This window comes from Phaeobacter sp. JH20_26 (genome assembly GCF_048056275.1).
GTDB classification, from domain to species: domain Bacteria; phylum Pseudomonadota; class Alphaproteobacteria; order Rhodobacterales; family Rhodobacteraceae; genus Phaeobacter; species Phaeobacter bryozoorum.
In genome coordinates, this window is sequence record NZ_JAYMWL010000012.1 from 119,671 (window position 1) to 138,023 (window position 18,353).

The following is an 18,353-nucleotide window of genomic DNA, read 5'->3' on the forward strand; positions in this document are numbered from 1 at the left end:
TATGTCCACAGCCGACGCACATCACGCATCTGAGCCGCGCCTGAGCGCGCGTGCCCGGCGGCGCCTGCGCGGGCGGCTGGCCTGGATCCTGGGCGGGGCCGTGCTGACGGCCCTGACCCTGTCGATTGCGGTCTCCGTGGGCGCGGTCGGCATCCCGCTGACCTCCGTCTGGGGGATCATCGCCGACAAGCTGGGCGGCGGATCGGGCGCCGATTTCGCCGCAGGCTGGACCAAGGGGCAGGCGGCCATCGTCTGGGATATCCGGTTTCCCCGCGCGCTGCTTGCGATGATGGTCGGGGCCGGTCTGGCCATGGTGGGTGCCAGCCTTCAGGCGGTGACCCGCAACCCGCTGGCAGATCCGCATCTGCTGGGCATTTCGGCCGGCGGTGCCTTTGGTGCCATTCTGGCGCTGCTGCACACCGGGTTGTTTCTCGGGCTTCTCACAGTGCCCTTGCTGGCCTTTGTCGGCGCATTGGGCGCAACCGCGCTGGTCCTTGCGGTCTCCCGCTTTGCCGAGGCGACAACCGCTGACCGGCTGGTTCTGGTTGGCGTGGCGGTCTCCTTTGTGATCATGGCAGGCGCCAATATTCTGATTTTCCTTGGAGATCCGCGCGCCACCCATACCGTGGTGTTCTGGATGCTGGGCGGGCTTGGCCTCGCGCAGTGGAGCCACCTGGCCTATCCGCTGGTGGTGCTGCTGCTCTGCGGGGGGTGGCTCTGGTCCCGCTCTGGCGATCTCAATGCGATGACCGTCGGTGACGAAACGGCAACAACCCTGGGCATACCGGTGGCGCGGTTCCGGCTGATGACCTTTTGCGTCGGCGCGCTGGTCACCGGGGTGATGGTGGCCTTTTCCGGAATGATCGGCTTTGTCGGGCTGATCGTCCCGCATGTGGCGCGGCTGATCGTTGGCGGTGATCACCGCCGGGTGCTGCCGGTCTCGGCACTATTCGGCGGGCTGTTTCTGGTCTCTGCCGATATCGCCGCCCGCACCCTGATGGCGCCAGAGGACATGCCGATCGGGCTGGTCACCGGGCTGGTCGGCGGCGTCTTCTTTATCTGGCTGCTGCGGCGGCGCTAAGGTCGCCCGATCCCAAAGAAGGCCCCCATCGCTGACGGGGGCCTTTTGCAATTATCAGCCTCAGGCCGCGGCAACGACGATCATCTCCACCAGAAACTCGGGGCGCGCCAGCTTTGCCTCGCCGCAGGCCCGGGCCGGGGTATGCCCCTCGGGCACCCAGGCGTCCCACACCTCGTTCATCGCAGCAAAATCAGCCATGTCAGACAGCCAGATGGTGCATTGCAGGATACGTGTTTTGTCGCTGCCCGCCTCTGCCAGCAGCCGGTCGATATTGTCGAGGCAATCCTGCGTCTGCTGCGCGACGCTGGCCCCGGCGGTGCCGACCTGACCGGCCAGATAGATGGTATCGCCATGTTTGACGATCTGGCTCATGCGGGGGCCGGTGTGGCTGCGTTCAATCTGTGTCATGTGATCCTCGTTCGGTGTCGGCCGCGCCGACAGGGCGGGTCCGCATCATGGATACCGCCCCATCGAAAGCAAGGCAATGCGCAGGGCAAGCGGTTCAAATACCGCACAGATTTCGATATCTGAATTCATCCTTGCCCAAAAGAGAAGCGCGCCCCTATAGTTTCCCCTGCGGAACACAGGGCGCGTATTGCCGGGGTCACGACCAGCCCCCTAGCGTCGACACCACGCGGGCATGACCGGCGACGTTCCAAAGAGCCTGCACCAACGCAGGGCCATCGACAGGGGGAAATGACATGACACAGACCAAGACCAGCGCGCGGATGTCGCGCCGCCACTTTCTGCTCAGCTGTGCCGCCGGGGCGCTGACCGTCGGGCTTGCCGCCTCGCTGCCGCTTCGGGCAACAGCGGCCGAGCCGATCAAGGTTGCAGGCATCTACACCGTGCCCGTCGAACAGCAATGGGTCAGCCGGATCCATGTTGCCGCCCTCGCCGCAGAGAACCGTGGCGACATCACCTATACGTTTTCCGAAAACACCTCGAACACCGATTATCCGCGCGTGATGCGCGAATATGCCGAACAGGGGCACAAGCTGATCATCGGTGAGATCTTCGGCGTTGAGGCAGAGGCCCGCGAGGTGGCGGCAGATTATCCCGATGTGGCCTTCCTGATGGGCTCTTCCTTCAAGGAGGATCCGGCGCTGCCCAATCTGGCGGTCTTCGACAACTACATTCAGGATGCCTCCTACCTGTCGGGGATCGTGGCCGGGGCCATGTCGGAGAGCGGCAATATCGGCATGGTCGGCGGTTTTCCCATTCCTGAGGTGAACCGCCTGATGCACGCCTTTATGGCGGGCGCGCGGGAGATGAACCCCGATATCAAATTCCAGGTCTCGTTCATCGGCAGCTGGTTCGATCCGCCCAAGGCCAAGGAAACCGCATTCGCCATGATCGAGAACGGTGCCGATATGCTCTATGCGGAACGCTTTGGCGTCTCCGACGCGGCCAAGGAGAAGGGCGTGCTGGCCATCGGCAATGTGATCGACACCCAGAGCGACTATCCTGACACGGTGGCGGCCTCGGCGCTGTGGCATTTTGAGCCGACCCTGGATGCAGCCATCGCCAAGGTGCGGGACGGCAATTTCACCGCTGCCGACTATGGCATCTATTCCTTCATGAAGGAGGGCGGAGCCTCGCTGGCGCCTTTTGGCACCTTTGAGGGCAAGATCCCGCAGGAGGCACTGGATCTGATCGCCAGCCGCAGCGCAGCGATCAAGGATGGCTCTTTTGTGGTGGAGATCAACGACACCGAGCCCGGCTCCTCCTGAGCAGCTGCGCATGACGCCGGACCAGACGGCGCAGGCATCGGGCAGTGGCCCGGTGCTGCGCCTGCAACACATCACCAAGCATTTTGGCAGCGTCACCGCAAATGATGACGTGAGCTTTGACCTGTTTGCAGGCGAGGTGATCGCCCTGCTGGGAGAGAATGGCGCGGGCAAGACCACGCTGATGAATATTCTGTTCGGACAATACACGGCGGACGCTGGCGGCGTGGAACTGTTCGGCACGGCCCTGCCCCCCGGTGTACCGCGCGCCGCGCTGGATGGCGGCGTCGGCATGGTGCATCAGCATTTCACGCTGGCGGATAATCTGACGGTCTGGGAGAATATCACCCTTGGCGTGGAGCCGCTGCTGGGTCTGGGCCTGCGGGCAGGACCGGCAAAGGCCCGTATCCGCGCGCTGGCGGAGCAGTTTCATCTGAAAGTCGATCCCAACGCCAAGGTCTCGCGGCTCACCGTCGGCGAACGCCAGCGGGTGGAAATCCTGAAGGCGCTGTACCGCGATGCCCGGATCCTTATTCTGGACGAGCCCACAGCGGTTCTGACACCGCAGGAGACCGATGCGCTGTTTGCCACGCTGCGCGAAGCCATCGCCCGTGGTCTGTCGGTGATCTTCATCTCGCATAAGCTGCATGAGGTGATGGCAATCTCCGACCGCGTGCTGGTGCTGCGCCATGGCCGGCTGGTGGCCGAGCGGCGTACCGCCGAGACCAGCCGTGACGAACTGGCGGCGCTGATGGTGGGTGCAGAAGTGACGCCGGCGGATTTCACCGCCAACGCCCCCGGCCCTGCCCTGTTGCAGCTGCATGAGGTCTCCACCCCCAGCATCGGGGCAACACCCGGATTGCAGCGCGTGTCACTGGAACTGGCGGCGGGTCAGATTACCGGATTGGCCGGGGTGTCCGGCAATGGTCAGGCCGCGCTTTCTGATCTGGTCTCGGGGCTGATCACGCCGCAGTCCGGCAGCCTGACCCTGAACGGCGCCGCCCCGGCAGGCTGGTCCCCGCGTGAGGCGATCAACAGCGGGATCGCCCGCATCCCCGAAGACCGGCACAAGACCGGCACGATTGCCGATTTTGACCTGACCGAAAACGCGATCCTTGAAACCTATGCGACCCGCTTCAGCCGCCGTGGCTGGCTCGACTGGCGGGCCGCGCGTGACTTCGCCAAGACGGTGATTGCGGGCTATGACGTGCGCTGTCCCGGCCCCGACACGCGCATCCGGCTGCTGTCGGGCGGCAATATGCAAAAGCTGATCCTTGGCCGTGTGCTGGAGCAGGCCCCGCAGATCATTCTGGCCAACCAGCCGGTGCGCGGGCTGGATATCGGCGCGGTCACCTATGTGCATGAACAATTGGCCAAAGCCTGCGCGCGCGGGGCGGCGGTTCTGCTGATTTCCGAGGATCTGGACGAAATCATGCAGCTTTCCGATGTGATCCATGTGATCAGCGAAGGGCGTCTGAGCCCCGGTTTTGCCCGTGGCAGCAAACAGCCCGAGGAACTGGGCGCCTGGATGGCCGGCCATGGGTTTGACGATCGGTCGGATGCCCCACAGACGGAGGATGGCCATGCGGCTTGAACCGATTGCCGCGCCAAGCTGGCAGCGGCGGCTGCTGCCGCCTGCCCTTGCACTGCTGGCGACATTTGTCATTGCTGCCGCGCTTGCACAGGTCGCCGGGGGGGAACCGCTGTCGATCTTTGGCCTGATCCTGAGCGGGGCATTCGGGTCGAAATTTGCGCTGCTTGAGACCTTGAACCGCGCAACCCCGCTGATTTTCACCGGTCTGGCGGTTGCGGTCGCCTTTCGTGCCAAGCTCTGGAATATCGGAGCCGAGGCGCAGCTCTATGCTGGGGCTGTGATCACCGTTGTTCTGGGCACCGGCGCGCTGAACCTGCCTGCACCGCTGTTGCTGCCCCTGCTTGGTGCGGCGGCTCTGATCGCGGGGGCGGTGCTGCTGCTGGGGCCTGCGCTGCTCAAAACGCGGCTGGGGGTGGATGAGGTGGTCACCACGCTGCTGTTCAACTTCATATTCCTGTTGTTCGTCTCCTACCTGCTTGAAGGGCCGCTGAAGGATCCGATGGGCATGGGCTGGCCAAAATCACCCCGGCTAAGCGCCGACGCGCGGCTGCCCCGGGTGGTGGATGGGCTGCGGCTGCACTGGGGGTTTGCGCTGGCGCTGATTTCAGCGCTGGTGATCTGGGTGATCAACACCCGCACCACGCTGGGCTATGAGATGCGCGCAGTTGGCCAGAACGCCGAAGCCGCGCGATTTGCGGGCATTCCGGTCACAAAGGTGATCCTGAAAACCGCGCTGTTGTCCGGCGGGCTGGCCGGGCTGGCGGGTTATTCGGAGGTGGCCGGCCTCAAGGGGGCGCTGACGCTCGATCTCAGCCCCGGTTTTGGCTACACGGGCATCGTTGTGGCCATGCTGGCGCTGCTGCATCCGATTGGCGTGGTTTTTGCAGCGCTGTTTGTCGCCGCGATCTTTGTCGGGGCCGACAGTATGAGCCGCGCCGCAGGTGTTCCCAGCTATCTGGCCGATATCATGCTGGCCTCGGCTCTGCTGCTGATGGTGCTGGCGATCCTGCTCAGCAAATTCCGGCTGCGGAGGGACTGAGATGGACATTCTCGAAATCCTGCTTTCCGCCAGCTTCTGGGCCGCTGCGATCCGCATCGCCTCGCCGCTGATCTTTGCCACGCTGGGGGAGCTGATCTGCGAACGGGCCGGCGTGCTCAATCTCGGGATCGAGGGGATCATGGTCGCGGGTGCCTTCTCCGGCTGGATCGCGGTCTGGGCCGGGCTGCCGCTATGGGGCGGGGTTGGTGTGGCGCTGCTGACCGGCATGGCCTTTGGCCTGCTGCATGCGACGCTCAGCGTGCCTTTCGGGTTGTCGCAGCATGTGGTGGGCATCGGGCTGACACTGCTGGCGACTTCGCTGACCTTCTACACCTACCGCGTGGTGCTGCCAGAGGTGTCCTCGCCGCCCAAGATCGAGGCGTTTCAGCCCTATGAAATCCCGCTGCTGTCGGATCTGCCGCTGATCGGCCCGGCCCTGTTTTCCCAGACACCGCTGACCTATGCCGCCTTTGTGCTGGCGGCGCTCTGTGCCTATGTGCTCTACCGAACGCCGCTGGGGCTGGCGGTGCGCGCGGCGGGTGAGAACCCATCGGCAGTGGCCGCACAGGGGCTGTCAGTGACCGCAATCCGCATGGGTGCGGTGGTGGTGGGCAGCGGCCTGATGGCCGTGGGAGGCGCGTTCCTGACGCTTTCGGCCTTTGACAGTTTCTTTTTCGATATGGTGAACGGGCGCGGCTGGATCTGCATTGCGCTGGTGGTCTTTGGCGCGTGGCGACCGGGCAAGGCGGTGTTGGGCGCCATCCTCTTTGCCGCCTTCGATGCCTTGCAGATCCGCCTGCAACAGACCGGGATCGGCGCGGTGGTGCCCTACCAGCTGTTCCTGATGATGCCCTATATTCTGTCGATACTGGCGTTGATCGTGATGTCGCGCCGCGCCGAGGTGCCTGCCGCATTGATGGTGCCATTCAACAAGGGAGAAAGATGATGTTGGATCTGTTGATCAAGGGCGGCACGCTGCCCGATGGCTCGGTCGCGGATATCGGCATCACCGGTGACATCATCACCGAGGTGGCGCCGTCCATTGACGCGGCGGCCAGAGAAACCATCGAGGCCAGCGGCGATCTGGTCACGCCCCCCTTTGTCGATCCGCATTTCCACATGGATGCGACGCTCTCCTACGGGCTGCCGCGGGTCAATGCCTCTGGCACGCTCCTGGAGGGCATCAGCCTTTGGGGAGAGCTGCGCGAGGAGGCCAGTGTCGAGGATATGGTCAGCCGCGCCCTGACCTATTGCGACTGGGCGGCCAGCATGGGGCTGCTGGCGATCCGCACCCATGTCGATACCACGCCCGACCACCTGCGGGGCGTGACCGCGATGCTGGAGGTCCGCGAGGCGGTCAAGGAGTACATCGACCTGCAATTGGTCGCCTTTCCGCAGGATGGGTTGTACCGGGCGCCGAACGGTCGCGAGAACCTGATCCGCGCGCTGGATATGGGCGTCGATGTGGTGGGCGGCATTCCGCATTTCGAACGCAGTATGCAGGATGGTGCGGAGTCTCTGGGCGATCTATGCAAGATCGCGGCGGATCGTGGGTTGCAGGTCGACATCCATTGTGACGAAACCGATGATCCGCTGTCGCGACACATCGAGACACTGGCGCAGGAGACGCTGCGCCACGGCTTGCAGGGGCGCGTGGCCGGCAGCCATCTCACCTCCATGCACTCGATGGACAACTACTACGTCTCCAAGCTGTTGCCGCTGATTGCCGAAGCCGGGATTGCCGCCATCCCCAATCCACTGATCAACATCGTCTTGCAAGGTCGCCACGACAGCTTTCCCAAGCGGCGCGGCCTGACCCGCGTGAAGGAATTGCTGGCCCATGGCGTGACGGTGGGCTGGGGGCAGGATTGCGTACTGGATCCCTGGTATAGCCTTGGCACCGGCGACATGCTGGACGTGGCTTTCATGGGGATGCATGTGGCGCAGATGACCCACCCGGACGAGATGGCGCAGTGTTTCACCATGGTGACCGAGAACAATGCCGCGATCATGGGGCTGGACGGCTACGGGCTGAAGAAAGGCGATCGCGCCTCGTTGGTGGTGCTGGATGCGGCCACCCCGACCGAGGCACTGCGCCTGCGGCCTGCCCGTCTGGCAGTGGTGGCAAAGGGCAAGGTGATCAGCCGCAGCGCACGCGGCGATGCTGCGCTGTCGCTGCCCGGTCGCCCTGCACAGGTCCGGCGCCGCCACACCCTGCCGGGCTGATCCCCGTCATAGCAGCAGGTAAGGCAGGCCGACGCCCGCTACCGCCAGCAGCGCCAGCGCCACCAGCATTACCAGCCCGTCGCGGGTCAGCATCGCAACGGCAAGGCTGCTGACCACCGCCCCCAGAGTGGAAGAGCTGAAGGGCACCAGTTCAAGAAACGGCATCGCCAGCCCAGAGAGGGCGCACAGGATACGCGGCACTGTGACAAAGGGCTGGCGCAGCAGGATCTTCACCCGCGCCTCGGTATGGCGATCGAGAAATCGGGCCATCCGGCGCATAGGCCCCAGCACCCTGCGCGCCCGCTCCGAGGAGATCCGCTGTCGGCGGAGCCAATCCGGCAGCCACAGGTGATCCCGGCCAAGCGCCATTTGCCCGGCGATGAGAAAGATCAGCAGCCCGCAGACAGTCGAGAACAGCGGCACGCCACTGAGCGGCGACACCACCGCCATCGCGGGCAGCAACAGGGTCGCCGCCATCGAGGAATGGCCAAGATCCTCGACAACCTCGGCAACGCTGATGCAGTCCTCTTCCAGCAATTCGGTCGTCGCCTCGATTATCTCGCCGACGGGATGGTCCTGCGCTGTCATTGTGATCTGCCTCCTGTCTGGCCTGCGGTGCGCGCTTCGGCGCTCTGTCCGACCTGTCACGCGTCGGGTCCCGTGTCTGTTCTGTGTCTCTGGAAAGCAAACGTTTCGACGCGCCTGCGGTTCCGGCGAGCGCGGAACAATGCGCACGACAACACCGCTCGCCCCCGAGGCAGGTCAGGTGTTTTTCTTTGACTGCCAGCAGCTTCGGCGGGAACCGATCCGGCAGCAGAGGCGTTAGCCCAGCGCAACCCCGTGACGAGACGGGGCAGGCCCCGCCAGATCGGGGCCACCCGGGGCCGCGACTGGGCTTTGCCCGCGCCCCATACTCCGCCGGTGCGACACCGGCCCCGATTTTTCGGGACTGATACTTGGATCTGACACCGGCGTTCGCGCCGCGAAACAAAAGGAATTTGACATGCGACTAATTATTGCCGCTCTTGCCCTGGCCGGTCTGGCTGCCTGCGAAACAACCGAGGGCTTTGGCCGTGACGTCTCCGACCTTGGCGACGCGATCACCGAGGAATCTCAGGAAGCACAGTAAAGCGCCGCCCGATTCATGCCCCGTCAGACCAGTTCTGGCGGGGTTTTTCTGTCCGATCCCGCGCGCATCCGGATATTGCGGTGCTGATGGCGGTCGGCGGTTGACGTTCCCCGTAACTCGAAGAACCATTGCAGCGCGATCAATGGCCTGACGGGTATTACAACCAGCGGGCCACGCGCCCCTTTCCGATGCGTTCCAGACCGAGGATGCCAATGCCCCACCGCCCTGCCCGCCGCTCCCCCCATCCCGTCGGCGCCGCCGCCCGGCCCTTGGCCCGGGCATTCCGTCAATCCCGGCTTGCGCTGCATCTGAGTGTCATGGCGCTGACATTCTGCCTGTTGCTGCCGCATCCCGGCGCCGCTCAGGCGACCAGCGATCCGGTGCAGACCGACAGCGCAATCCAGCTCGACAGCAAAGCCGCCCCGGACGCCCAGATCCGCCGCAGGATTGTCCAGCTGCTGGGAGAGATCGACGGCTTCGACAAGGTGAGGGTCTCTGTGTCAAGTGGCGTTGTGACCCTGTCGGGCGAGGTTCTGGACAATCCGCGCCAGACCCAGCTGACCACGATGGTCGAACGCATTGACGGTGTCGTGGCGATCGAAAACCGGACCGCGATCAATGGGCGGCTTGATGAGCGGCTCGACTCGGCCTTTTCCCGGCTGAAGGAGCGGACCCGAAATATCATTGCCAATGCACCGATTTTCTTTGTCGCGATGCTGGTTTTCGTGATGATTTCCGCCTTTGGCTGGCTGCTGACGACGCGGCTGCGGATCTGGAAGCGTCTGGCGCCAAACTCCTTTATCGCGGAGGTCTATAGCGGTGTGGCGCGCATTGCCTTTATCGTCCTTGGGCTGGTGGTGGCGCTGGATATCCTCAACGCAACAGCGCTGCTGGGGGCCGTATTGGGGGCCGCTGGTGTTGCTGGTCTGGCGGTTGGTTTTGCGGTGCGCGACACGGTGGAGAATTTCATCGCCTCTATTCTGCTCAGCCTGCGGCAACCGTTTCGACCGAATGATTTTGTCGAGATTGCAGGCGATATGGGGACCGTTGCCCGGCTGACCTCACGCGCGACCATCCTGATCTCACCCGAAGGCAACCATATCCGCATCCCCAATGCGACCGTCTTCAAGGGCCGGATCGTCAACTACACCCGCGATGCCAACCGGCGGTTCGAGTTTGAACTGGGTGTTGATGCCGACGCCGATCTGGCCGCGGCCCTGTCGACGGCGGTTGATGCCCTGCAATCGCTGCCCTTTGTCCTGCGGGATCCATCGGTTGGTGCCTGGGTCAAGGAGGTTGGCGATTCAAATGTGATCCTGACCTTCACCGGCTGGGTCGATCAGACCCAGAGCAGTTTTCAAAAAGCCCGTGGCGAGGCCATTCGGATTGCCAAGACCGCGCTGGAAAGCAATGGGTTTGGCCTGCCGGAGCCGATCTACCGCCTGCGTGTTGATGCTCGGGACGCCGCGAGCCTGCTGCCCGTGGCCCAGCAGAAATCGCAGAAGGCCCCGGCACCTAAACCTGCCGCCGCCCCGGCCGAGACCCCCCTGCCGGCAGCGTCGGATCCAGCCCGTGTCGAGGACGCCAATGAGGAGGCTGCCGCCCGCGAACGCAACGCCCCCGATGGTGGCGGCGACCTGCTGAGCGACGGGCAGAACGCGGAGTGATGACGCCAATCGCCACGGCCAGATGGCAATGCGGCAATATGAGATGGCGGAACAATTTATTCAGGTTCTGCGTTGCGCTTGGAAAAGAGGAGCACCCCATGGCCGACGACCACAGCGCATCCATCAAGAAGGAAGACACCTATGAGGCCCTGCGCGACAAGGGCTATGGTAAGTCGAAGGCTGCCGCCATAGCCAACGCGCAGGCAAATGATGACATGTCCCCATCTGAAAAGGGCGGTAAGGCGCCCCCATATGAGGATTGGACCAAAGACGAGCTGATGGACCGCGCCCGCGAGCTGGATATCGACGGGCGCTCGACTATGAACAAGGACGCGCTGATCGAGGCGCTGCGCAGCGCCTGACCGCGCCCATACCCCGACAAGGAGAGATTATATATGGTAGAATATGCTGGCATCGGCGGGCTGATCGTCCTGCTGCTATCCATCTGGGCAATCGTGTCGATTGTCGGGTCCAACGCAGGCACCGGAAAGAAAGTCATCTGGGTTGTTTTCGTGCTGATCCTGCCGATCCTTGGCTTCATCTGCTGGCTGCTCTTCGGCCCCCGCGCGCGGAAGGCATAAACACATCTGACCGAAGACTGAAACGTTAAAAAATGGCGCTGCCCCAACACGGGACAGCGCCATTTTTCGTGATCGCGCGACGTGCTGACGATCAGGTATTGAGCTGAAGCACGTGGTGCACGCCGACATCCGGGTGGCCCTCGGTCTCGCTCAGGCTGGCGCGCAGCAGCTTCAGGCCGACCAGAACGGCGTTGCCCTGCGAGGCCCAGACCGCTGCTTCACGCGGGGTCATCTTGAGCAATGTCACCTTGGGGTCGTCACGGCCCTTTTCAAACCAGGCGCCGACTGCAAAGCTCCACAACTCGTCGAGCTTATCGGGGTCATTGGTGACCTCCAGCGGTCCGCGCACGCTTGCGTGGTAATCCTGACCGTCAGAGACAAGGGTCAACTGGGCGTCGGCACCAAGGCCGATTGCCCGGACCAGATCGCTGTCGGAGGAGCTGATGAACCAGATCGCGCCATTCTCTGCATCCGCGAAATGCGTCATCGGCTGCGGATGCTGGTCGCTGTCACGCACAGCCAGCATCGAAGTGCGGCGTTTCTCCAGCTGGTGCCACAGTTGAGAGATCGCCTCCTGCTGGGTTTCGGTCTGTCGTGCCATGTCAAAATTCCTTTCGTCTCAATTCGATAGGCGGGGTCAGAGTGTCACCCCGCGCAGTTTGCGGCCGCCTGTCCGGCAGCCAAACCACAGGACATCAGATGGAGGGGTCAGACCGAGGCGAAGAACTTATCCAACTCGCGCTCAGCTTCTTCGCGGGCCTTGCCATATTTCGTTTGCAACAGGCCAAGCAGCTGTTCGCGGTCGCCCTTGGCCTTCTCGACATCATCATCTGTCAAATCGCCATAGGCCTCATGGAATTTGCCCTTCAGGGTTGCCCAGTTCCCTTTGATCTGTTGCTCGTTCATGTCTTGGCTCCTGTCATTTGGGTATCGTCGCCTAGTCAACGTGCCGGTATCGGCTTGGTTCCCGGAAAACTCCGCCGGTGCGCTATCGCCGATCGCGAAGACTGCTCTGGAGTCCGCGTCCCAGAGGGCGCTGCCATATCGGCGTTCATGATCGCGCGTTGGGCACCGCTAGTTGGAACAGACAGAAGTCCAGAGAGATCGGGAACCAACCGTCGCAGGCCGCGTTGGGATCACAAGCCATCCAAACAGAACGGGAGAGGCACATGACCGATCAACACACGACTTCACGCCACATCGAGCGCGCCAAGACACATGCGACGGAACTCGCGGAACAGGCGCAGGAGACGCTGCGCAGCGAGGCCAGAGCACGCGCGGAGCAGGCCCAGAGCAAAGCCGCAGGTGAGGCCGCCGCCGTTGCGCGTGCTGCTGATGCCGCTACTTCCGAGCTGCCGCAAGGCTCGCTTCAGGCTCAGGCCGCCCAGCAGCTGGCTCAGGGGCTGGAGCAGGTTGCGGATACCATCCGGACAGCCGATCTGGAAAAAGTACTGCGCGATACCGGCACTTTTGCCCGCAAGAACCCGATGCTGTTTCTGGGGGGGGCTGCGCTTCTCGGCTTTGCCGCAACCCGGTTCCTGAAGTCGACAGCGCCGGACGCCACGTCGGACCGCGCCGTCGCCGATGACGCAACAGGCGACCCATGGGCCGCCTATGAGGCCGGTGACGGCTCCCCGGCCAGCGACAGTGACTACAGCCGTGGCAGCATGACGCAGAGCCCGACGCGGAGGGTTTCTTGATGGAAGATCAGAACACCTCTGCCAGCCCGTCACAGGCGCCGGGACTGCTGGTGACCGTGCTCAAACAGATGTCGCAGCTGGTTCAGGACGAGTTGCGACTGGCGCGGGCAGAACTGTCGCGCAACCTGTCGCGCGCTGGTGTTGCCATCGCGATGATCGCGGTGGGTGCCGTGCTGGCCATTGTGGGGCTGCATGTCCTTGCAGCCGCGCTTGTCGCCGCGATCACCGCTATGGGCCTTAGCGTCGGGACCGCCGCGCTGATCGTCGGCGGGCCGTTGATCGCCCTTGCCGTGGGGCTGGTGATGCTGGGCGTCAACCGCCTGTCACCCTCAGCCCTTATGCCGGATCGCAGCCTGCGGAACGTGCAACGCGACCTCAAGACCTTGAAGGAGACCACACGCCATGTCTGATGATACCGATCTGACCGAGCTTGAGACCGAAATCGCCCGTGACCGCGTGGCGCTGTCCAAATCCCTCGACACATTGGCGGCGAGCCTGTCGCCGGAGCGCATCGCGACGGAAGTTTCTGCAACCGCATCGCAATATGGCGGTGAGATTTCGCAGCAGCTGTGGTCAACCGCGCGTGCCAACCCGGCCGCGCTGGCGCTCGTCGGCACCGGCATCGCGCTGCTAATGTCGGGAGCCGGCAAGCGACGTGATCCGGAAGGACAGGCGCAACCGGCGGGACCGGTGGCCGCGGCGACCAGCGCTGAGATGGCTCACGTGCCCAGCCCCGATGCGGGCCAGCGCAAAAGCCCCAGCGCCAGGCGTCTGCGTGCGGCGCTGGACCACGGGCTGGACAAACTGCCTCCCAAAGCGCGCAAGCAGGTGCGAAAGGCACGTCTTTCCGCGATCCAGATCCAGGAAGAACTGGAACGCAGAGCCGCAAAGCTCAGCCGCGCGTCGCAGGATGGCATCGCGGCGCAGCCACTGGTCGCCGGCGGTCTCGCCTTTGGTCTTGGCGCGATTGTCGCGGCCCTTCTGCCGCAAACCCGGCAGGAAGATGAACTGCTGGGCGACAAACGCGACGCCCTGATGGCTGAGGCGCGCGACACCCTGCAACAGGAGTTACGCAAGCTGGCCAACAAAGGCGAGGCCGCGCTGCACGACCAGCTCAGCCAAGGCCGCGAGGCGCTGGAAGCCTCTCTGAACTGACGCTGCCCTCCCCTCTGGCCCGACCGGGCCGGAGGGTTTTCTCTCAGACAAGGCCATTCGCCATGCTCAATTCGATGCTGTCCGACCGTGCGGCGCGCATCATGCTGCTCATTCTGACGGCACTTGCCCTCGGCCTTGCACTCTATGTATCCAAACCGATCCTTGCGCCCATCATATTTGCCGTGGTGGTGGGGATTGTCGTCTCACCCATTGCCGACCGGCTACAGGGCATTGGCGTGGCCCGCGTGATCGTCGCGAGCAGCCTTCTGCTGTTCTCCTGCGCCATCATCGTGCTGCTGTTCCTGTCGCTGGAGCCTCTGATCTCGGGCGTTGTTGAAGATCTCCCCAAAATCAAACGTGAAATCAAAAGCTGGGTCTACATGATGTCCGGCCTTCTGCGCGGCATCGAAGCCATCAGCCAGGAGATTGAACAAACCGTCGGCACACGCGGCGCCGAGGCGGATGTGGCCAGCGGGTTTCCGACGCTGATGGATGCGCTCTGGGTGGCGCCCAACTTTGGTGCGCAGGTGTTTATCTTCATCGGCACGCTGTTCTTCTTCGTGCTGACACGTACGGATATCTATGCTGCTGCGGGGGCATTGGGCAAACGGCTCTACCGCGCGGAACATGAGGTGGCGCGCTACTTCGCTGCTGTGACGATCGTCAACGCAGGGCTTGGCGTCGCCACCGCAATCGGCCTTGCCGTGATCGGCATCGACAGCGCGCTGATCTGGGGGCTGGCGGCCATGCTGCTGAACTTCATCCTGTATCTCGGCCCGTTGATGATGATCACCGGCCTGACATTCGTCGGGATGACACAGCTTGGCGGTGCGGCGGCGCTGCTGCCGCCGGCATTGTTCCTAGGGCTGAACCTTATCGAGGCGCAGTTTGTCACCCCGGCTTTTGTCGGTCATCAGCTGCATCTGAGCCCGCTGGTGGTGTTTCTCGCGATTGTCTTTGGCCTGTGGATCTGGGGTCCGGTGGGCGCGATCGTGGCGCTGCCGACGTTGCTGTGGGCCGGTCAGTTGCTGCGCGCCTCCTCAGAGGCACGCCGGTCACAAGGCCCCGATACCCAGCCAAGTTGAGCCAGACCACCGGGCCACCGGGCTGCCGCCTGCGCGCCATCAGGCCCTGTCATCCCGTCGGGTCAGACCACATCCTCGGTCGCGCCCGGAAGGGGCTGCTGAAGATCGGCCATTTTGTCCGGATCATGGGGCACCAGAAAGCCGTTGCGCGACTCCGGCAGGCGCAGGCCATTGCGTGCGACTTCTGCGCGCCACCAGTCCGACGCTGTCTCCAGCCTGCGCGCCTCATCCGGCATCTGGCCCTGATCCCACCAGTGGTCGCACATCGCGCGCCAGGTTTCGGCCACGCGGTCCTTGCGGGTGATGCGCAGCGCCACCTCAGTGTCCCAGCGCATCGACCGCCCGTTCATGTTCGCAGACCCGACCATCGCAAAACTATCGTCAACAATCAGTACCTTGCTGTGGACATAGATCACCGGTGAGCCTGCCAGCACCGAGGGCGCTTCGCGATCGGCCAGGATCGGCTGTACCGGGCTGGCGATGGTCGCGCGGCTGCCAAAAGCTGCTTGCAATGTGTCCAGCGCCTGCCCCTGTAAGGCCATACCATAGCGCGCATCCAGATCCCGGTTGCCCTCAAAAGCCACATCATCGGGCAGCGCGGGCAGCACCAGAATAAGAGAGAGGTCCGGGTTGCGTCTGGCGGCAGCGGCGAGCCCGTCGGCCAGTACGCTGGAGCGCAGAAACTGCGTTTCGAGATAGATCAGATGTTCGGCGCGTTCGAAGGCGGCGAGATAATCCTCTTCGATCTCGCGCAATACCGTGCGGGGGGACAGCGCCCAGAATCCGAAACGACGCGGCGCGGAAATCGTCCGGCGGATCAATTTGCCTTCGGGCGGGTGTTCCTTGCCCGCGACATAGCGTTGAAAATGCCGCAAATGCTGCGCGGCCTCGCGGGCCTCGGGGCCGCTGACCAGCACCTGGACATCCGCCCAGGTCTGCTGTGACGGCTCATCATGCTCCAGCGTATCGCGGCGGCGCTCGTTGAGATCCAGCCCGCCGACATAGAGTAGGGTTTCGTCGATCACCGCCAGTTTCTGATGGTGGGTGACCGGGCGCACTTCGGGAAGAAGACCATCGTCGGGGGTATCGGACAGGCCACGCCTGGGGAACCCGGTGGCGCCTGCTGGTCCGGTTGGCCTGCGGTCCGAGATCTTGTTCTTCTTCATCTTGATGAACGGGCCAAACGCCAACCGTGGCAACAGACCTGCCCGCGCCGGATGCAGCGCGCCCTCGACATGAAGGTCACCGACCGGATCATCGGTCGCGCGGCGCGCGAGGCGCACGGCGATTTCCTGCGCCTGCGCCACGGTGCGTTTGGTTTTCTGATGCAGCTCCTGGCCCATCACCGGGTCGAAATCGCTGACAACCAGATGAAAATGGACACCTCGGGCAACCACATGTTCGACCAGATCCGCCCATGTCTCGCCGATGGCGCGCGCCTCGTCGCTCAGCAATGCGGTAGAGAAGTCGAAGATACGGAAACTGGCACGCACCTCTGTTTTGGCGCTGAGCACCGCCCGCTCAAACGCAGGCCATGCCTCGGCAGCGGTCACCAGAACCTCAAAGACCTCTGGATCCGTCGCCGCGTCATCCTGTGTTTCGCAGGTCGGCATTGTCGTTCGCACCCCTTTTTTCCGCAAGCCCCTGTGCCGCCGTGTCGTCGCTATGCGGAAAGACGACCTCATAGGTAAATTCTGTTTCTGTTTCCGTCGTCTTGGCCTCACCCTCGAGCTGTGCGACGAAGGCCTTGATAAGCCGGGCGCCGAGCCCGCTGGTGAACTGGCGCTCTTCGCTTTCGGCCCCGTTCTGCGGGTCCAGCGCGTTGCGGATGGTAAGACGACAGTAGCCGCCTTCCTGTTCTGCAAAGGAGACACCAACAACGCGTCGCCCGTCGCCGTCTACACCCGCAAATCTGACAGCATTGGTCAGCGTTTCGGCCACCAGCATCGACAGATTCACCGCATCGTCCTGATTAAGCTGGACCGAGGCCAGATCTGTTTCGATGGCGACAGCGCCATCGCGCCCATGCGACAGGGAGGCAATCTCCTTGGCCAGAGCCGTAATAAGCTCGGCCGCATCCACGGTGGTGACATCTGGATTGGTGTTCAGGGACCGGTGAATCGCCGCCAGCCCACGCACCCGGCGCTGAAGCTGGGCAAGCACGTTGCGCGCCTCGTCCGAGCGCGCCGATCTTGCCTGCATGTTCATGATCGAGGCGATGAGCTGGAGGTTGTTCTTTACCCGGTGATGCACCTCGCGCAGGAGCACGGTTTTCTCGCGCAGGTCGATCTCCCGGCGTTCTTCGGCCTTGCTGAGGATCATCACCATGCGGTTGAACGACTGCTGGGCCTCGGCAAATTCGCGCGGCGGGTTCAGCAGATCCAGCTGGGCCTGTTTCCGCTCGCCTAGTGCATAGCGCCGCATGGCTGCGCGCAGGTCACTGAGATGGCGGATAACAAGACGATGTAGGCCAAATACGCCGACGACCATGCCTGCGAGCCACATCAACACCGGAAAGGCCAGGGTGAAGGCCCAGCCGCCCATGCCTGTTGCCATCTGCGCCTGTGCAGCTGGCCAGCTTCCCACAACGGCGACCTGGCCCGGAACGATGTCGCTCACCGCGAAGAACCGTTCTTCCTGGGATTTTGACGTTGCAAAGAACGTGTCGCCAGACCGCCTGATCAGATCCGACTGCGCGGGTGTCTGGGGCAGCATCAACCCGGCCTGAGGCAGCGGCTCCGAAGAGGACAGGATATCGCCGTCCCGATCAATTGTGGCAAAACGGATGCCTTCCAGCTGCCAGCTCTCGGTGAAAAACGCGCTGGTCAATCTTTTCGGAATGGCGAGGGTCAGATAGCCGACGATTTCGCCACCTTCGCGAACCGGCGCTGTCAATGAGAGTTCGAAATCCCCATTTCCATCAAGGCTGCGCCCCACCCCATAGGTCAGCGCGCCGCGCGCGACCGCTTTTGCAAAAAATGCTGTTTCGGCGATCGCGGCGCCCACATCCTTGGAACTGCAGACCGGCTGCCCCTCGGGCGTGACAAGGCCCGCAAAGGAATAGGTCGGCTGCGCTTTGACAAAGGCGGCCAGGGCGAGATTGCAGGCTGCGGGCTGATTGCGCAGCGGCAGGGTGGCCGCCGCCAGGGCGTCAGCGGCGCCGCTGGTGCGTTGCAACAGCTCCCGCTCTCCCATGGCGGCCCGTTCGGTGCGGGCAAGAATGGCCATCCGGGACAGGCGCGCGGCCTCATCTATCACCGTGTAGGTCTGATAGATGGCAATCATGCCCAATGGCAGCAATGCCAAGGTCATGAGAGCGGCGAGCCGAAAAAACAGCCCGCCAGCCAGTGCCCGCCCCAGTTTCAT

At 63.5% G+C, this 18,353-nt stretch carries 20 protein-coding genes; 14 read left to right on the forward strand and 6 right to left on the reverse strand.

The features are described from left to right. Window position 1 precedes the first annotated feature (1 nt). Window positions 2-1,081, forward strand: coding sequence for a FecCD family ABC transporter permease (locus VWY60_RS05410; protein ID WP_416536660.1), 1,080 nt, complete (start codon window positions 2-4; stop codon window positions 1,079-1,081). A gap of 60 nt (window positions 1,082-1,141) precedes the next feature. Here VWY60_RS05410 and VWY60_RS05415 read toward each other — a convergent pair whose 3' ends face one another. Next, window positions 1,142-1,489: a RidA family protein gene (locus VWY60_RS05415; protein WP_340547356.1), complete on the reverse strand. Its 348-nt coding sequence runs from the start codon at window positions 1,487-1,489 to the stop codon at window positions 1,142-1,144. A 293-nt stretch (window positions 1,490-1,782) separates the two neighbouring features. On the opposite strand from VWY60_RS05415, the gene VWY60_RS05420 reads away from it, so the two are divergent. From VWY60_RS05420 to VWY60_RS05440, 5 genes are read left to right on the forward strand one after another with little or no spacing between them, the layout of a single operon-like run. Beyond that, window positions 1,783-2,814 (forward strand): BMP family protein, encoded by a 1,032-nt coding sequence (locus tag VWY60_RS05420; protein WP_416536659.1) that lies wholly within the window; start codon window positions 1,783-1,785, stop codon window positions 2,812-2,814. Between the two features lie 10 nt (window positions 2,815-2,824). Then, window positions 2,825-4,405 carry an ABC transporter ATP-binding protein gene (locus tag VWY60_RS05425; protein WP_416539973.1) on the forward strand — a complete coding sequence of 527 codons (1,581 nt, stop codon included), beginning with the start codon at window positions 2,825-2,827 and terminating at the stop codon, window positions 4,403-4,405. Beyond that, window positions 4,395-5,444 (forward strand): ABC transporter permease, encoded by a 1,050-nt coding sequence (locus tag VWY60_RS05430; protein ID WP_340547359.1) that lies wholly within the window; start codon window positions 4,395-4,397, stop codon window positions 5,442-5,444. The genes VWY60_RS05425 and VWY60_RS05430 overlap by 11 nt, the downstream gene beginning before the upstream one ends. A gap of 1 nt (window position 5,445) precedes the next feature. Continuing rightward, the gene (locus tag VWY60_RS05435) at window positions 5,446-6,390 is read left to right on the forward strand and encodes an ABC transporter permease (RefSeq protein WP_416536656.1); all 945 of its coding nucleotides are present in this window, start codon (window positions 5,446-5,448) and stop codon (window positions 6,388-6,390) included. Then, window positions 6,390-7,670, forward strand: a complete 1,281-nt coding sequence (locus VWY60_RS05440) for an amidohydrolase family protein (RefSeq protein WP_416539974.1) — start codon at window positions 6,390-6,392, stop codon at window positions 7,668-7,670. Before VWY60_RS05435 ends, VWY60_RS05440 begins: the two co-directional genes overlap by 1 nt. Before the next feature lie 6 nt (window positions 7,671-7,676). On the opposite strand, the gene VWY60_RS05445 is transcribed toward VWY60_RS05440, so the two are convergent. Further along, window positions 7,677-8,258 (reverse strand): exopolysaccharide biosynthesis protein, encoded by a 582-nt coding sequence (locus VWY60_RS05445; RefSeq protein ID WP_416539975.1) that lies wholly within the window; start codon window positions 8,256-8,258, stop codon window positions 7,677-7,679. Between the two features lie 415 nt (window positions 8,259-8,673). On the opposite strand from VWY60_RS05445, the gene VWY60_RS05450 reads away from it, so the two are divergent. From VWY60_RS05450 to VWY60_RS05465, 4 genes are all read left to right on the forward strand, one after another. Next, the gene (locus VWY60_RS05450; protein WP_072505423.1) at window positions 8,674-8,799 is read left to right on the forward strand and encodes an entericidin A/B family lipoprotein; all 126 of its coding nucleotides are present in this window, start codon (window positions 8,674-8,676) and stop codon (window positions 8,797-8,799) included. Between the two features lie 212 nt (window positions 8,800-9,011). After that, window positions 9,012-10,466, forward strand: a complete 1,455-nt coding sequence (locus VWY60_RS05455) for a mechanosensitive ion channel family protein (protein WP_416539976.1) — start codon at window positions 9,012-9,014, stop codon at window positions 10,464-10,466. Window positions 10,467-10,564: 98 nt separating this feature from the next. Next, complete coding sequence (locus tag VWY60_RS05460) at window positions 10,565-10,828, forward strand: DUF7218 family protein (protein WP_340547364.1); 264 nt, start codon at window positions 10,565-10,567, stop codon at window positions 10,826-10,828. Window positions 10,829-10,861: 33 nt separating this feature from the next. Further along, a complete protein-coding gene (locus VWY60_RS05465) occupies window positions 10,862-11,047 on the forward strand; it encodes a PLD nuclease N-terminal domain-containing protein (RefSeq protein ID WP_340547365.1) in 186 nt (61 codons plus the stop codon). Between the two features lie 91 nt (window positions 11,048-11,138). Here the strand turns inward: VWY60_RS05465 and VWY60_RS05470 are convergent, their stop codons facing one another. Both VWY60_RS05470 and VWY60_RS05475 read right to left on the reverse strand, forming a co-directional pair. Continuing rightward, window positions 11,139-11,648 carry a pyridoxamine 5'-phosphate oxidase family protein gene (locus VWY60_RS05470; RefSeq protein WP_416539977.1) on the reverse strand — a complete coding sequence of 170 codons (510 nt, stop codon included), beginning with the start codon at window positions 11,646-11,648 and terminating at the stop codon, window positions 11,139-11,141. 107 nt (window positions 11,649-11,755) lie between these two features. Continuing rightward, the gene (locus VWY60_RS05475; RefSeq protein ID WP_340547367.1) at window positions 11,756-11,953 is read right to left on the reverse strand and encodes a CsbD family protein; all 198 of its coding nucleotides are present in this window, start codon (window positions 11,951-11,953) and stop codon (window positions 11,756-11,758) included. 263 nt (window positions 11,954-12,216) lie between these two features. Here VWY60_RS05475 and VWY60_RS05480 point away from each other — a divergent pair, with 263 nt between their 5' ends. The 4 genes from VWY60_RS05480 (at window position 12,217) to VWY60_RS05495 (ending at window position 14,987) form a co-directional block, all read left to right on the forward strand. Further along, the gene (locus tag VWY60_RS05480; protein ID WP_416539978.1) at window positions 12,217-12,747 is read left to right on the forward strand and encodes a hypothetical protein; all 531 of its coding nucleotides are present in this window, start codon (window positions 12,217-12,219) and stop codon (window positions 12,745-12,747) included. Then, window positions 12,747-13,157 (forward strand): phage holin family protein, encoded by a 411-nt coding sequence (locus VWY60_RS05485; protein ID WP_340547369.1) that lies wholly within the window; start codon window positions 12,747-12,749, stop codon window positions 13,155-13,157. Before VWY60_RS05480 ends, VWY60_RS05485 begins: the two co-directional genes overlap by 1 nt. After that, the gene (locus VWY60_RS05490) at window positions 13,150-13,902 is read left to right on the forward strand and encodes a hypothetical protein (protein ID WP_416539979.1); all 753 of its coding nucleotides are present in this window, start codon (window positions 13,150-13,152) and stop codon (window positions 13,900-13,902) included. The genes VWY60_RS05485 and VWY60_RS05490 overlap by 8 nt, the downstream gene beginning before the upstream one ends. Before the next feature lie 62 nt (window positions 13,903-13,964). Then, window positions 13,965-14,987, forward strand: coding sequence for an AI-2E family transporter (locus VWY60_RS05495; RefSeq protein WP_416539980.1), 1,023 nt, complete (start codon window positions 13,965-13,967; stop codon window positions 14,985-14,987). A gap of 62 nt (window positions 14,988-15,049) precedes the next feature. Here the strand turns inward: VWY60_RS05495 and VWY60_RS05500 are convergent, their stop codons facing one another. Both VWY60_RS05500 and VWY60_RS05505 read right to left on the reverse strand, forming a co-directional pair. Continuing rightward, complete coding sequence (locus tag VWY60_RS05500) at window positions 15,050-16,600, reverse strand: phospholipase D family protein (RefSeq protein ID WP_416540018.1); 1,551 nt, start codon at window positions 16,598-16,600, stop codon at window positions 15,050-15,052. Further along, complete coding sequence (locus tag VWY60_RS05505; protein ID WP_416592470.1) at window positions 16,575-18,353, reverse strand: sensor histidine kinase; 1,779 nt, start codon at window positions 18,351-18,353, stop codon at window positions 16,575-16,577. The genes VWY60_RS05500 and VWY60_RS05505 overlap by 26 nt, the downstream gene beginning before the upstream one ends.